The sequence below is a fragment of the Janthinobacterium sp. 1_2014MBL_MicDiv genome, assembly GCF_001865675.1.
In the GTDB taxonomy this organism is placed as follows: domain Bacteria; phylum Pseudomonadota; class Gammaproteobacteria; order Burkholderiales; family Burkholderiaceae_D; genus Janthinobacterium.
In genome coordinates this window covers 704,325-718,337 of the sequence record NZ_CP011319.1, presented here as the reverse complement: position 1 = coordinate 718,337, position 14,013 = coordinate 704,325, and the positions used below count along the sequence as shown (strand labels likewise).

Below are 14,013 nucleotides of genomic sequence, written 5' to 3'. Positions count from 1 at the left end.
ATGATTGTTCTTGGCGTCGAATCCTCCTGTGACGAAACCGGCCTGGCCTTGTACGACACGCAACGCGGCCTGCTGTCGCACGCCCTCTACTCGCAAGTAGCCATGCACGAGCAGTATGGCGGCGTGGTGCCGGAACTGGCATCGCGCGACCATATCCGCCGCGCCATCCCGCTGCTGGAAGAGACGCTGACCAAGGCCGGCGTCACCCTGCCCGAGATCGACGCCATCGCCTACACGCAGGGCCCGGGCCTGGCCGGCGCGCTGCTGGTCGGCTCGTCCGTCGCCTGCAGCCTGGGCCTGGCCATCAACAAGCCGGTGCTCGGCATCCACCACCTGGAAGGCCATCTGCTGTCGCCGCTGCTGGCGTCGGAACCGCCGCAATTCCCGTTCATCGCACTGCTGGTCTCGGGCGGCCACACGCAGCTGATGCGCGTCGATGGCGTGGGTCAGTACACGATGCTGGGCGAAACGCTCGACGATGCGGCCGGCGAGGCGTTCGACAAGTCGGCCAAGCTGCTGGGCCTCGGTTATCCGGGCGGTCCCGCCATTTCGCGCCTGGCCGAATTCGGCGACCCGCTGGCCTACAAGCTGCCGCGCCCGATGATGCACTCGAAGGATTTCAATTTCAGCTTCTCCGGCCTGAAAACGGCCGTACTGACCGTGGTCAAGAACCATGAAGAAAAGGTCATCGCCAACATCTGCGAACAGGACAAGGCGAATATCGCGCGCGGCTTCGTCGATGCAATCGTCGAGGTGCTGACGGCCAAATGCGTGTCGGCCCTCAAGCACACGGGCTTGAAGCGCCTGGTGATCGCCGGCGGCGTGGGCGCCAACGCGCAGCTGCGCGCCTCGCTCAACGCAGCCGCCGCCAAGAAGCGCTTCAAGGTGTATTACCCGGAGCTGGAATTCTGTACCGATAACGGCGCCATGATCGCCTTTGCCGGCGCCATGCGCCTGCAGATCAATCCCGACGCCGCCAAGCACGATTACTCGTTCAATGTGCGCCCGCGCTGGCCACTGGACGAGATCCGCGAGATCTGACCCCGCCGCTCACTTCAGCAGGAAATTGCGCGTGTCCGCCAGGGCCGCGCCCTCCGCCACCGTTTCATCCTTCAATGCCACGCCCGACAGCTGCCTGGCAAATGCCTGCGACAGCAAATAATGCAAGCGGTACGCGGCCTGCGCATACGCCAGCCCTTGCGGCCGCACGTTCGAGATGCAGTTGCGGCGCTCGTCCAGCAAGCCCACCTTCGGCGCCCACGTCAGGTACAGGCCCAGGCTGTCCGGAGAACTGAGGCCAGGCCGTTCGCCGATCAGCACCAGCACGGCGCGCGCCTGCAGCAACTCCCCTATTTCGTCGCCGACGGCCACCCGCCCCTGCGCCACGATGTGCAGCGGCGACAGCGTCCACGCCTCCAGCGCCAGCCGTTCGCACAAGGCGGCCAGGAACGGCGCCGCGTGGCGCTGCACGGCCAGCGCCGACAGGCCATCGGCCGCCACCAGCGCCAGGTCGACTCCCGTGGCACAGGTGGCCAGCCGCGCACGCGAAACGTCGTCGAGCCGGCGTCCCAGGTCGGGACGTTGCAGGTAGACGGCGCGCGTGGCGGCCGCGCTGTGCAGCTGCACGCTGGACAGGCCCTGCTCCAGCAGCGCGCGCGCCAGCGCATCGCCATCGAGTTCCAGGTGCACGGCGTCGCGCGCCTGCGCGTGGGCCAGCTGAAACGCCAGCTGCGCGCCGGTCGGCACGCTCACGCCGCGGCGCCCCAGTGCGATGCGCGCCGCCGTATGCGCGCGCAGCGCTTGCCAAGGCTTGGTTTCATCCATGCTTCCTCCTAGTCGTCCAGGCGCAGCAGGGCCGCCTGGAAAGCGGACGGCAGCGCCGCGCTCAGATTTCCCCGCGCATCCGTGATCCGCATGCGCGCCAGCCAGGCCTCGAATTCGGGTGCAGGCCGCAGGCCCAGCACGCGGCGCGCATACAGGGCGTCGTGGAACGAGGTGCTCTGGTAGCCGAGCATGATGTCGTCCGCGCCCGGCACGCCCATGATGAAATTGCAGCCGGCCACGCCCAGCATGGTCAGCAAGGCGTCCATGTCGTCCTGGTCCGCTTGCGCGTGGTTGGTATAGCACACGTCGCAGCCCATGGGCAGTCCCAGCAGCTTGGCGCAGAAATGGTCTTCCAGCCCCGCGCGCAGGATCTGCTTGCCGTCGTACAGGTATTCGGGGCCGATGAAGCCCACCACGGAATTGACCAGCAGCGGCTGGAACGCGCGCGCCACCGCATACGCGCGCGCCTCGCAGGTCTGCTGGTCCATGCCATGGTGGGCGCCGGCCGACAGGGCGCTGCCCTGCCCCGTCTCGAAATACATGACGTGCTGGCCCACGGTGCCGCGTCCCAGCGACAGGGCCGCCGCCCTGCCCTCGGCCAGCAGCGCCAGGTCGATGCCGAAACTGCGGTTGGCCGCCTGCGTGCCCGCCACCGACTGGAATACCAGGTCGATGGGCGCGCCGCGGCGTATCGCCTCGAGGGTGTTGGTGACATGCGTGAGCACGCACGACTGCGTGGGGATCTGGTACTGGTCGATGACGGCGTCGAGCAGCTGCAGCAGCGACACCACTTGCGCCACATTGTCGGTGGCGGGATTGATGCCGATCACGGCGTCGCCGCTGCCAAGCAGCAGGCCATCGAGCATCGACGCGGCGATGCCCGTGGCATCGTCCGTCGGGTGGTTGGGCTGCAGCCGCGTGGACAGGCGGCCCGCCAGGCCCAGGGTATTGCGAAAGGCGGTGACAACCCGGCACTTGCGGGCCACCAGCACCAGGTCCTGCAGGCGCATGATTTTTGAGACGGCGGCCGCCATCTCGGGCGTGATGCCGGCGGCTACCTGCGACAGCAGCGCCGTATCCGTCGCGTCGTCCAGCAGCCAGTCGCGGAAGTCGCCCACGCACAAATGGGCAATCGGCGCAAAGGCGGCACGGTCATGGCTGTCGATGATCAGGCGCGTGACTTCATCGTCTTCATACGGCACCAGCGCTTCATTGAGGAAGGTCAATAAGGGCACGTCCGCCAGCGCCAGCTGCGCCGCCACCCGTTCGCGCGCGCTGGCGGCCGCCACGCCCGCCAGCACATCGCCCGAACGCGGCGGCGTGGCCTTCGCCAGCAACTCCTTCAGGCTGGCGAAGGCATAGGCATGGCTGTCTATCGTATGGCTGAAGCGGGGCATAGTTCCTCCAATGCCCCGATTTTACGCCAACTGATTGCGCCGCTACAGGCTGCGCAGCGCGCCTTCCACGGTGGGGTAGCGGAAGGCAAAGCCGTCCTCCGCCAGGCGGCGCGGGGCGACCCTTTGGCCTTCGACCAGCAAGTCGGCCTGCTCGCCCAGCAACGCGCGCATCAGCCACGCCGGCGTCGGCATGACGCTGGGGCGGTGCAGCACGGCGCCCGCCACTGCGGCGAAACGGCGCTGCTCGATGGTCTCGGGCGCGCAAACGTTGTAGGCGCCGCTCACCGCGCCTTGTTCGCTGCGGCGCGACAGGTGGGCGATGGCGCGCACCACGTCGCGCACATGCACCCACGAGATCCACTGCCTGCCGCTGCCGAGCGGGCCGCCCACGCCGAAGCGGATCGGCAGCAGCATCTGCGGCAGCGAACCCTGGTGGCCGAAGACGAGGCCAAAGCGCATGCAGCCTACCTGCACGCCAAATTTCTCCGCCTGGCGCGCGGCCGCTTCCCACTCCTGACACAGCTGCGACATGAAGATCGCTTGCGGCGCGCTGCCTTCATCGAGCTCGGCACCATCACCCTGCGGCTGCACGCCGTAATAGCCGATGGCCGACGCCGACAGCAGCACGCGCGGCTTGTGCTGCGCGCGGGCGATCCACGCCACCAGCTCCTGCGTCAGCGCCACGCGGCTGCGGCGCAGCACCGCCTTGCGCGCCTCCGTCCAGCGCCGCCCGACGATGCGCGCGCCGGCCAGGTTGACCACCATGTCGATGCGCTGCGCGTCCGGCAGCTCGTCCAGCGTGCGGATGCAGCGCACCCGGCCATCGAAGGCCCACGCAGCCTGCTTCGGCTGGCGCGTCAGCACCGTCACGGCCTGGCCATCGGCCAGCAGGGCGGCCACCAGCTGCTGGCCGATGAATCCCGTGGCGCCCGTCACCAGCACGGACTGCGGCGCGGCGGCAAAGCTCAGGGGCTCCTCCTGTTCCGCCGTCTCCTGCGCCTTGCGCCGGCCCAGCTGCCAGACGGCGTAAGCGTCGCGCAGGCCGGACAGGCCCACGCCGACGCCGCACAGGGCGAGGAAGGCGCTGAGCCAGCCGTACGGTTGCCACACGAGGGCCGTGGGCAAGCTGGCCCACGCGCTGCTGTTCAGGGCCAGCAGCGCGATGAAGGCGCCCGCGTTAATCGCCAGCACCGTGTGCGTGACCCGCTCCGTGGCGGGCAAGAGGCGGGTCTGGTCTTCGACGACGAAATCCCACAGGGTCAGCACGATTTCCACGCCAAACACGATGACCAGCACCCAGGCCCAGGCGCCATGCCATTCCCAGGCCGCCAGGCCCACGAACAGCAGGCTGTAGATCAGGGCGCGCGTCGCATGGATGGTCAGTTCCAGCCTTGCGGACGCCTTTTGCGGCAGCGCCTCCGTGATTTCATGGTGGTAGATGGTGTCGAAGGCCCCCAGGCAGCCTTGCGCCGCCATCAGTTGCAGGGCCAGCAGATGCGTATTCATGGTGTCTCCTTGTGTAGGGCGGGCGCGCTGGATTCGCGGAACACGCCCGCCTGGGTAAACGTGGTGCCGAACAGCGCGTGGCGGATCTCGATGCGGATATTGAATTGCTGCGGCGTGTCGTTGCGGTGGCACAGATAGGTCTTGCCGGGCGTGAGCACGCCGGGCAGCGGCAGGCGCCAGCCGAAAATGTCCCAGAAATAGCCGTCGCTGGTGAAATGCAGGTTGCCGTCCTCGACGTGGAGCAGCAGCTTCATGCCCAGGCCCATGCCCACGTATTCGAGCACGTCGCCTTTGGCGCTTTCAGCCATATAGGATGTGAAGCGGATCGGCGCGCGGCCGTGCAGGCGGTAGGTGCGCTGCTTGAAGATGAACGGGCAGCCGGGGCGCGAATAGACTTCGATATCGACGGGGAAGTCGTGATCGTCATACGGGATCAGGGCGCCGTCGATGAAGGGCCGCGTCAGCCATCCCAGAAGCTTGCCCAGGCGCGAGCTGGTGAGCTCGCTGAGTTCGCCGCGGTAGTACAAGGGCTGGCCCGGCGCGGGATTTTTCTCGAAGCGGCGGCGGATGTCCGGGTGCAGCGTGAGCCACTGCGCGCCCATCACCTTCCGGAACAGCTCTCCTTCGGACGGGCCGCTCATGATTTTCCACGCCTGCCCGGTTTGTCTTCCGGGCTGAGGAACTTGGCCACCTTGCCGCCCATCGACAGCATGCGCTGCAGGGTCGCCGGCGGCAGGTTTTTATACTCGCTGTAGGTGCTGCTGAGCATTTCCAGGAAGGCCAGCACTTCGCCCATGCGTTCGAGCGTCGCCGGCGGTATCGCCGCATCGTGCTCGCCCTCGATCGCGCATTCGCGCAGCACCGTCAGGGTAGGGTCGATCTCGCGCCGCTTGCGCTCTTCCATGATGACCCTGAAGATTTCCCACACATCCTGCAGGGCGAGAAAATGGTCGCGCCGGTCCCCCATCACGTGCGCGATGCGGACCAGGCCCCAGCTTTGCAATTCCTTCAGGCTGTTGCTGACGTTCGAACGGGCCACGTTCAGGCTGGCCGCGATGTCTTCCGCCGTCAGCGGCTCATTCGCCAGGAACAGCAGCGCGTGGATTTGCGCCACCGTGCGGTTGACGCCCCAGCGCGTGCCCATCTCGCCCCAGTGCAAAATATACTTTTGCGTGGTTGGACTTAGTTCCATAATTTTCTCTTATTTCTGTCGTTACAGAAATGTAAGACGGAACGGAAACCGAGTCAAGGGCGATTCGTTACACGTCCCGGCTGGCGGGCGGCCGGCCCATGGCGCGCAGGAACGCCTGCTGCGAGGCGTGCAGCTGGCGGTAGCCGAGCTCGCGGTACGCGAGGCCGTGACGCGGCGCCAGTTCCGCGAGGATGCGCGCCAGCGCCGGGTAGTGGCGGTGGTGCCAGGTGGGGAACAGATGATGCGTCAGGTGCAAATTCAGGCCGCCGAGCCAGTCGCCGAGCCAGCGCAGCGCGCGCGGCCGGGGCGTCCAGTCGCACGCCGTATAAAACGTGTGCTGGTACCAGTCGTGCGGCAGGGTGCCGTCGGGGCCCGGCTGGAAGAATTCCACTTCGGCCCAGTGCGTGCCGAGGATCAGCGCCACCAGCGCGCACGAAGCGATCATCTGCCCCAGCAGGTACGCGCCCAGCACCACGCCCCAGCCGATGCCGTGCGGCTGCAGCAGCCACATGGGCAGCGCCAGCACCAGCGCCACGTGGCCCAGCTTCCAGCCCAGGAAGGAGAGCCAGCCGCGCCAGCCCTGCAGGCGGCTGTGCGCGGCCACGGGCGTCTTGCCGAAGCGGTCCAGCCAGTCGCCATACCAGTTCAAATATGGCAGCGACAGGGCCGCCACCATGGGCCAGTACAGGTATTGATAACGGTACTGCGGCGACCAGCGCTGGTACGGCGTCTGGCGCAGGAAGGGGTTCGGTTCCGTGTCGAGGTCATAGCCTTCCACGTTGGCATACGTGTGATGGAAGTGCACGTGGCGGATGGTCCAGAAATCCGTGTCCACGCCCACGGGCAAGCCCACCAGGCGGATCAGTACGCGGTTCAGGAATCCCCGGCGGAAGACGGCGCTGTGGGCCGCATCGTGCAGGGTATTCATGGCCAGTGCCATGGCCGCCACCAGGCATGCCACATAGCTGGCGACAAACGGCCCTGTGCTGCCGGCGTTCAGCGCCAGCACATACAAACTCACCGTCAACGCGGCCAGGAAGATGGCTTTCGCGTGCATGCGCAGGTCGCCGAAGCGGTGCCGCCCCTCGCTGGCAAGGTAGGCGTCGGCGCGGGCGCGCAGTTCGCGGCGGAAGGCGGAGTCGCGCGCGGGCTTGAAGCGCAGCGGCGGCAAGGTAGCCGTCACGCGCGCGTCTCCGCCGCTGCCGGCCACCACAGGCGGCGCGCGCCGTCGAGGCCATGCGCCAGCAGCGCGGCCAGGAACACCATGCCCCACACATCGCGCGCGCCATACCAGCCGAGGAACAGCAGCGGCATGGCCACGGCGATGGCCACCCAGGCGATGGCGCCCCAGCGGCGCGCGTCCGACAGGCCGCCCAGGGCCAGCGTGCCGCCGAAGATCAGCGCGAACAGGATGGCCTGCTGCGCGCCGGCCAGCGCCGCCTCGTGGTTGACGTAATAGATCACCAGGCCAAACAGGATCACGCCGCCGACGCCGATGAACAGCTCGGGCACGTGGAAGGCGCCGCGCGACTGCCAGTGGGGAAAGCGCGCGCGCAGCCAGGAAAACAGCTTGCCATTGCTGGCCAGCAGCGGGTTGTGCGTGGGCGTCATGCCCTTCACGCCATAGCGCATCTCCACGCCCTCGAGTTCCGGCTGGAAGCTGCCGAACAGCCTGTCCCACAGCAGCAGGGTGCCGCCGAAATTGCGGTTGATGTAGCGCTTGTCCGTGCCGTGGTGCACGCGGTGGTGCGAGGGCGTGACCATGAATTTGTCCAGGATGCCGGACTTGTTCACCAGCGCATTGTGGTTGTAGAACTGCACCGTGTAATGCAGGGACGAGACGACGAGGAAGATTTCCAGCGGCACGCCCAGCACGGCCAGGATGGCGATGAAGGGGAAATTCGTCAGCGACGAATACCAGGAATTGCGCACCCCCAGCGACAGGTTGAAATGCTCGCCCTGGTGGTGCACCACGTGCACGGCCCACAGCAGCGGGATTTTATGGTGCAGGCGGTGCATCCAGTAAAAGCACAGGTCCCAGGCAAAAAAAGCGAAGATCCATTGCGCCGCCACGGGCCACTGGTCGACGATGTGCAGGTTCGCATGGCGCAGCAGCAGGGCGAACGCCGCCACTTCCACGCCGCGGAACACCCACATCAAAATGTGACCGGAATTGAGGTTGAAGATCACGTCCTTCCACGGCACGGGAGTCTTGCGCACCCATTTGAGTATCAGCAGTTCGGCCAGCACGAAGGCCAGCATGACAAGAAAGGAGAGGGCAAAGGGATTCATCATGGTGCGGTTTTGATGGAAACGGCGCGGCGAGCAGCCAAGGATACCTGCATTTTGGCCAGCATGCCGCCGGCGATGCCCACGGCCAGGCCGGCGGCCAGGTCGATGCTGACGTGCCGGCGCAGTGCGATGATGGCGTAGCAGATGGCCACGCCCAGCACCACGGCCAGCGCGGAACGAAGCAGGTGGCTCCGGTCGCACAAGGCCCACACGCACAGCAGGGTCAGGGCGCCATGCAGCGACGGCAGGCAGTTTTGCGCGGAGTCAAACGACTGCAGCAGGCGCAGCGCCTGCGTGCTCCACGCGCTGCCCTCGCCCACGGGCGGGTATGCGAGCGTGGTCGGATACAGCAGGAACACCGCGCCGCACATGATGGCGGAAAGCGCCATGGCGCGCGCCAGCCAGCGCACGCGGGCCGCTTCGGCCGCCAGGTAGGCGTAGGGGATCAGGATGAAGAAGGACAGGTACAGCCAGATGGCGGAGTCGTTGTAGGCAATGGCGCGGTCGATGGCCGTTTCGGGCAGCAGCATCCCCTGCCCCTGCAGCAGGTCGCTGGAAAAATACACGAGGCCGACGCTGCCCCAGCCGGCCAGCAAATGCAGCAGGCGGGAAGTCAAGGTCATGGAAGAATGGTTCATGCGGTGGCAAGGCGCCGGATGCGGCGCCGTTTCATGGTGGGGTCAAAGGGAGGCAGTTCACCGCTCACCGTCCAGGCCAGGCGGTCGGTGGCCACGCCCAGGCCGCGCAGCACCGCCGCCAGGTGCGCGCGCAGCGCGGCCAGGCCAGCGGCGTCCAGTGCCGCATGCAGTTGCAGGGCCGCTTCGCCGTGCTGCACCAGGCGGTAATCGGCATCGGGCGGCAAGGCTTGCGCAAAGGCCCGCGTCAATACATCGGCAAAGACGGCGACGGGTGCGCCGCCGCGCGCCGATGGCAGCGCCAGCAAGTCGTCGCAGCGCCCCTCGATGCCATCGATGGCGCGCGTGGCCCTGCCGCACGGGCATGGCGTCGCGCGCGCGATCAGGATGTCGTCCAGGCAGTAGCGCACGATGGGCTGCGTCATGCGCGTAAAGTCCGTGATCACGGGTACGAAGCGGCGCTGCTGTTCGCCTGCTTCGGCATCGAGCCACTGCGGCTCGATGTGCACGTATTCCTCGTTCAGGTGCAGCACGCCGTGCTCGCAGCTGCTGGCGAGGAAACCTTCGGTGGCCTGGTAGATTTCATGCACGGCGCCAAACGCCTGCACGATCAGCGCGCGGTCCTGCGCTTCGAGCACCTCGGCGACCGAGATGACTTTTTTCGGCGCCAGCGCCAGGCTGCCGTCGATGACGCGCAGGGCCAGCTGGCGCAGCACCTGGGCCGGCGCGACGATGACGGAAGGTTGATATTGCGCAAGCCGCGCGCACAAGCTGTCGAACGGTTCGAACAAATCGTAGAAGGCAAAGGTCAGCCACGGCGAGCGCACGGCCGTGTACAGATTGCTGTTCGCGCGCAGGAACAGCGCCACCCGTTCGCCGGAAAACAGGCCGTCGGGCAGTGCCTTGGCCAGCATCACGCCCGCCCATTGCGCCTTTTCGCGGGGACTGACGGTAAACACGGCGCGCCGCGACGATGTGCCGGACGACAGGCCCACGGTGATGTCGCCCACGGCCGGCGTGAAGTCGCGGCTATGCTCGGCCGCCATGGCGGCTTCCATCGCCTGCGCCAGGGTGATGCCTTCTGTGTTCATCGCATCGAAATGCTCGAGCATCAGCGCCTTGTTCATCGTCGGCCACTGCGCCAGCGGCAGGTGGCGATACGGCGCAAAGTAGCGGCTGCGCGCGCACAGCACGTCGATGAAACGCGCCAGTTGCCGCTGCTGGTAGGCGTCGAGCTGCGCGCGGCCGGCGAAACGCAGGCGGCGCGTGCGCCAGTACGACAGCAGCAGCCAGACAATACGCTTCACGGGCGGCCCGCCACAGCGATATAGTCGACCGTGTCTTCGTGCGTGATGCGGATCTGCGCCTGGCCCGACTGGTGCAGCTGGTGCAGGCGGTTCAGGGTGGCGTAGTACGGCGCGCGCTTGTGCTGGATGAGGAACGACAGTTCGGACGGCCCGCGCAGCTGCTGGAAGCTTTCCGGCACCCAGGCCGCGTCCGACGCCAGCAGGGTCCAGCCCCCATCCTGCAGCACGAAGGCGCCGAGATGGCCGATGGCGTGGCCGGGCAGGTCGACGACGTAGATCTCGCCCGTGCCGCTGACGTCGCGCCCGTGCGTGAATGGCAGCAGGGCGGCCGGCAAGGCCGTCTCGGGCACGCTTTCGACGAAATCCAGGCGGTCGGCAATATCGTCTGGCAGCAGCTCGGGCACGAAGGCCTGGCGCACGGCGGCCACGCCGGACAGGCCGCGCACGGCGTCCCAGCCTGTTTTGGAGGCCATCAGCCGCGCGCCGGGAAAGTCGCGCAGGCCGGCGATATGGTCGGCGTGGAAGTGCGACAGCAGCAAGGTGTGGATGTCGCCAGGCGACACGCCATGCGCGCGCAGCTGGCCTTGCAGGGATTCGTGCGCGTCGAAGGAAATCGGCGTCACCCACGCGTACAGCCGGTACACGCCTTTCGAGGTGGCGGCGCGGAAGTGTTCGGCATAGCCCGTGTCCCACAGGTACAGGCCCGCGCGTGTCGCTATCAGGTAGGCGCGCGAAGGGAAGCAGCGGCTGGCCAGCCCGCTGCCTTTCAAGACCATGCACGAGGGGTGCGTGCAGTGGCCGACGCGAAACGCGGTGATGCTAGCCATTGCGCTCCTTGCCCACCTTGTGCGCCGCCGCTTCCTGGCGCATCCACTGCGCCGTCAGGGCGATGCCTTCCTGCAGGCTGACGATGGGACGGTAACCGAGCACCTTGCGCGCCTTGGCGTTATCGAGCGTCATGTCGAAGCTGAGCGCGCCGATGCTGTAGGGCGTGAGGGCCGGTTCGCGGCGCGTAAAACGCGAGGCGAACTGCATCAGGCGAGCCAGCAGTGCCAGCACGCGGTACGGCATGCTGACGATCTGGAACGGCTGCTGCAGTTGATCGCGGAACAGGCTGTGCAGGATGTCGCACAGGCGCGCCGGCTCGCCATTCGTGATGTTGAAGGCGGCGCCCGACGCGATGGTCTTGTGCACGGTGGCCAGCCACATCGCATGGACGACATTGTCGACATAGGTGACGTCGATGGTGGCCGCGCCGCCGTTGGGCAGCGGCAGCTTGCCGCCGCGCTCCCGCAGCACGCGCGCCAGGCGCGGGATCAGCACCTGGTCGTGCGGGCCGAAGATGGCGCGTGGGCGCAGGATCACGCACGTCATGCCGCGGTGGCGGTCGACGCAATCCTGCACCAGCTTTTCCGCCATCGCCTTGCTGCGCGCATAGGCGTTGACAAAGGCATCGGGACGGAAGGTTTCCGGCACCTCGTAGCGGTTGCGGTAATCGAAATAGATGGCCGGCGTGGAGATGTGCACGAAGCGCGCCACGTGCAGGCTGGCGGCCGCGCGCAGCAGCTGGCCCGTGGCCGTCACGTTGGCGGCGATGAAATCGCGCTCGGCACCCCACGGCGAGGACAGCGCGGCGCAGTGCCAGACGGTGTCCATGCCGCGCACCAGTTCATCGACCTGGCGCGGCGTGGCCTGCGCCAGGTCCAGCGCCACGAATTGCGCGCCCATGCGTTCGAGTTCGCGCCCCACGGCCACGTTGCGGCCGGTGGCGCGCACTTCCACGCCCTGCGCCAGCAAGGTGCGCACGGCATTGCGCCCCAAGCCGCCCGTCGCCCCCGTGACCAGAATCCGCCTCATCGCGCCACCCTTATAAATCGACGATCATGCCGCCAATGGTCAGGCCGGCGGCCGTGCCCATCATCAGCAAACGCTGGCCTGCCACGGCCCGCCCCGTCATCACCGCCTCGTGCAGGGCCGTGGGCAGCGATGCGGCAACCTGGTTGCCATGCGTTTCAAAGATCTTGATGATTTTAGCATCGGGAACGTCGAGGATGCGCGCCGCATGCGCGAGTCCCAGCGGGCTGGCCTGGTGCGGCACGACCACGTCGACCCGTTCCAGTCCCGCGCCCGACTCGGCCATTAATGCCGTCAGGAAATCCGGCATCACCTTGACGGCCAGGCGGAACACGGCCTTGCCATCCATGCGGAACAGGTAGTCGCCCGGCTCGCAGCCGTTGCGCGGATTGCGCTCGGTACCGCCGCCGCGGATTTCGCAGTAGCGCCGCCCTTCCGGATACGTGCCCATCTTGTAGGCGCGGATGCCGGCGCTGCCGTCGCCCCGTTCGACGATGACGGCCGCCGCGCCGTCGCCAAAGATCATCGACGCTTCCGGCTCGCTCCAGTCGACGCCGCGCGACGCCAGGTCGGACGAGACGATGGCGATGCGCCGGTAGGCGCCGCCGGCCAGCATGGACGCGGCCACGCGGAAGGCGGCCATGAAACTGAGGCAGCTGGCGTTGACGTCGAAGCTTTGCGTGCCTGGCGGCAAGCCGGCATGTTCCGCGATGAAGCAGGCCGTGTTCGGCAATGCCTGCTCGGGCACGCCGCAGGCGCAGATCAGCAAGTCGATGTCGGCCGGGCGCAGGCTGGCGTTCTTCAGCGCGTCGAGCAGGGCGGCGGCGCCCAGCTGGCTTTGCGATTCATCGGGCGCGGCCACAAAGCGCGACAGCACGCCGCTCTTGCGCAGGGTATAGCCGGGCGGGTGGCCCAGTTTCAAGTCCAGGCTATCGGAAGTCACGCTATGCGACGGGACGGCTTTGCCCGTCGCGATCAGGCGAACTGGAATCATGTCAGCCTTAAAAAAGTAAAGTGAATAGGGTTAGCGAGCTTAATCGAGTATCAATGGCGGCAAATCGACGCCGCAGTTCTTGCAGAAATTGGCGTCGTCATCGAGTCCTTCCTTCAGGCACGTGGGGCAGGTACGCGTGGTGACCAGCTTGGAGCTGCGCTGTACCGTCATTTCGGCGCTGATAATGCCGGTAGGCACTGCCAGGATGCCCCAGCCCAGCAGCATCATCAACGAGGCGATGGTGCGCCCGATGTCGGTCTTCGGCGTGATATCGCCGAAGCCCACGGTGGTCATGGTGCTGATGGCCCAGTATATCGACGTCGGGATACTGCTGAAACCGTTATCTGGCCCTTCCACGACATACATCACAGTGCCCAGCAGAAATACCACCATCATCACGAACGACAGGAAGATGAGGATCTTGCGCCGGCTGGCCAGCAGGGCGCGCCCCAGCACCGTATATTCATGCACATAGGAAGTGAGCTTGAGGATACGGAACATGCGCAGCAGGCGCAGGATGCGCACGTCGATCAGCACGTGCGCGCCCGGCAGCAGCAAGCCGATGTAGGTCGGCACGATGGCCAGCAAGTCGATAATGCCGAAGAAACTCTTGGCATAGCGCACCGGATGCTGCAGGCACGACAGGCGGGCGAAATATTCGGCCGTAAATAAAAAGGTGAAAAACCATTCGAGCGCCGTCAGCCAGGTGCCGTAGCGCTCGGCCACGGAAGCGACACTGCTGAGCACGACCACCGTCACGCTCATCAGGATGGCGCCGATCAGCAGCAGGTCGAAGGCGCGGCCCGTGCGCGTTTCCGCCTCGAAGATGACGGTGTACACCTTCTCGCGCCAGCCCCGCTCGGGCTTGCCGTATTTCTGCTGCGTTTCCTGCGCGGCAACTTGCTGCGGCGTCAACGGTGCCGCTCCGCTCCTGGGCGCGGCTTTCATGTCGGTAGTATGCTCATATACTATTATTGTATAGATAATTTACAAAGCACGGCGACACGCACGC

14 protein-coding genes are annotated in these 14,013 nt (G+C 66.6%); 1 reads left to right on the top strand and 13 read right to left on the bottom strand.

Annotated elements, in window-relative coordinates; all coding sequences use genetic code 11:
• On the top strand, positions 1-1,041 hold the full coding sequence (gene tsaD / locus YQ44_RS03145; RefSeq protein WP_071322136.1) for a tRNA (adenosine(37)-N6)-threonylcarbamoyltransferase complex transferase subunit TsaD: 1,041 nt from the start codon (positions 1-3) through the stop codon (positions 1,039-1,041).
• A gap of 9 nt (positions 1,042-1,050) precedes the next feature.
• Here tsaD and eutC read toward each other — a convergent pair whose 3' ends face one another.
• From eutC to YQ44_RS03080, 13 genes are all read right to left on the bottom strand, one after another.
• Entirely contained in the window at positions 1,051-1,824 is a 774-nt protein-coding gene (eutC, locus tag YQ44_RS03140) for an ethanolamine ammonia-lyase subunit EutC (protein WP_071322135.1), read from the bottom strand.
• A gap of 8 nt (positions 1,825-1,832) precedes the next feature.
• Positions 1,833-3,221, bottom strand: a complete 1,389-nt coding sequence (locus YQ44_RS03135) for an ethanolamine ammonia-lyase subunit EutB (RefSeq protein ID WP_071322134.1) — start codon at positions 3,219-3,221, stop codon at positions 1,833-1,835.
• Positions 3,222-3,263: 42 nt separating this feature from the next.
• Complete coding sequence (locus tag YQ44_RS03130) at positions 3,264-4,727, bottom strand: TIGR01777 family oxidoreductase (RefSeq protein WP_071322133.1); 1,464 nt, start codon at positions 4,725-4,727, stop codon at positions 3,264-3,266.
• Positions 4,724-5,368 carry a DUF4166 domain-containing protein gene (locus YQ44_RS03125; RefSeq protein WP_071322132.1) on the bottom strand — a complete coding sequence of 215 codons (645 nt, stop codon included), beginning with the start codon at positions 5,366-5,368 and terminating at the stop codon, positions 4,724-4,726. Before YQ44_RS03125 ends, YQ44_RS03130 begins: the two co-directional genes overlap by 4 nt.
• Positions 5,365-5,919: a GbsR/MarR family transcriptional regulator gene (locus YQ44_RS03120; protein WP_071322131.1), complete on the bottom strand. Its 555-nt coding sequence runs from the start codon at positions 5,917-5,919 to the stop codon at positions 5,365-5,367. Before YQ44_RS03120 ends, YQ44_RS03125 begins: the two co-directional genes overlap by 4 nt.
• Positions 5,920-5,986: 67 nt before the next feature.
• Positions 5,987-7,102: a fatty acid desaturase family protein gene (locus tag YQ44_RS03115; RefSeq protein ID WP_071326227.1), complete on the bottom strand. Its 1,116-nt coding sequence runs from the start codon at positions 7,100-7,102 to the stop codon at positions 5,987-5,989.
• Complete coding sequence (locus YQ44_RS03110) at positions 7,099-8,214, bottom strand: sterol desaturase family protein (RefSeq protein ID WP_083411615.1); 1,116 nt, start codon at positions 8,212-8,214, stop codon at positions 7,099-7,101. Before YQ44_RS03110 ends, YQ44_RS03115 begins: the two co-directional genes overlap by 4 nt.
• Positions 8,211-8,834 (bottom strand): phosphatase PAP2 family protein, encoded by a 624-nt coding sequence (locus tag YQ44_RS03105; protein WP_071326226.1) that lies wholly within the window; start codon positions 8,832-8,834, stop codon positions 8,211-8,213. The genes YQ44_RS03110 and YQ44_RS03105 overlap by 4 nt, the downstream gene beginning before the upstream one ends.
• 11 nt (positions 8,835-8,845) lie before the next feature.
• A complete protein-coding gene (locus YQ44_RS03100; protein WP_071322130.1) occupies positions 8,846-10,153 on the bottom strand; it encodes a F390 synthetase-related protein in 1,308 nt (435 codons plus the stop codon).
• Entirely contained in the window at positions 10,150-10,980 is an 831-nt protein-coding gene (locus YQ44_RS03095) for an MBL fold metallo-hydrolase (protein ID WP_071322129.1), read from the bottom strand. The genes YQ44_RS03100 and YQ44_RS03095 overlap by 4 nt, the downstream gene beginning before the upstream one ends.
• Entirely contained in the window at positions 10,973-12,010 is a 1,038-nt protein-coding gene (locus tag YQ44_RS03090; protein ID WP_071322128.1) for an NAD-dependent epimerase/dehydratase family protein, read from the bottom strand. The genes YQ44_RS03095 and YQ44_RS03090 overlap by 8 nt, the downstream gene beginning before the upstream one ends.
• Positions 12,011-12,020: 10 nt before the next feature.
• Complete coding sequence (locus tag YQ44_RS03085; RefSeq protein WP_071322127.1) at positions 12,021-13,001, bottom strand: 3-oxoacyl-[acyl-carrier-protein] synthase III C-terminal domain-containing protein; 981 nt, start codon at positions 12,999-13,001, stop codon at positions 12,021-12,023.
• Between the two features lie 39 nt (positions 13,002-13,040).
• Positions 13,041-13,949, bottom strand: coding sequence for an ion transporter (locus YQ44_RS03080; protein WP_071322126.1), 909 nt, complete (start codon positions 13,947-13,949; stop codon positions 13,041-13,043).
• Between the last annotated feature and the right edge of the window lie 64 nt (positions 13,950-14,013).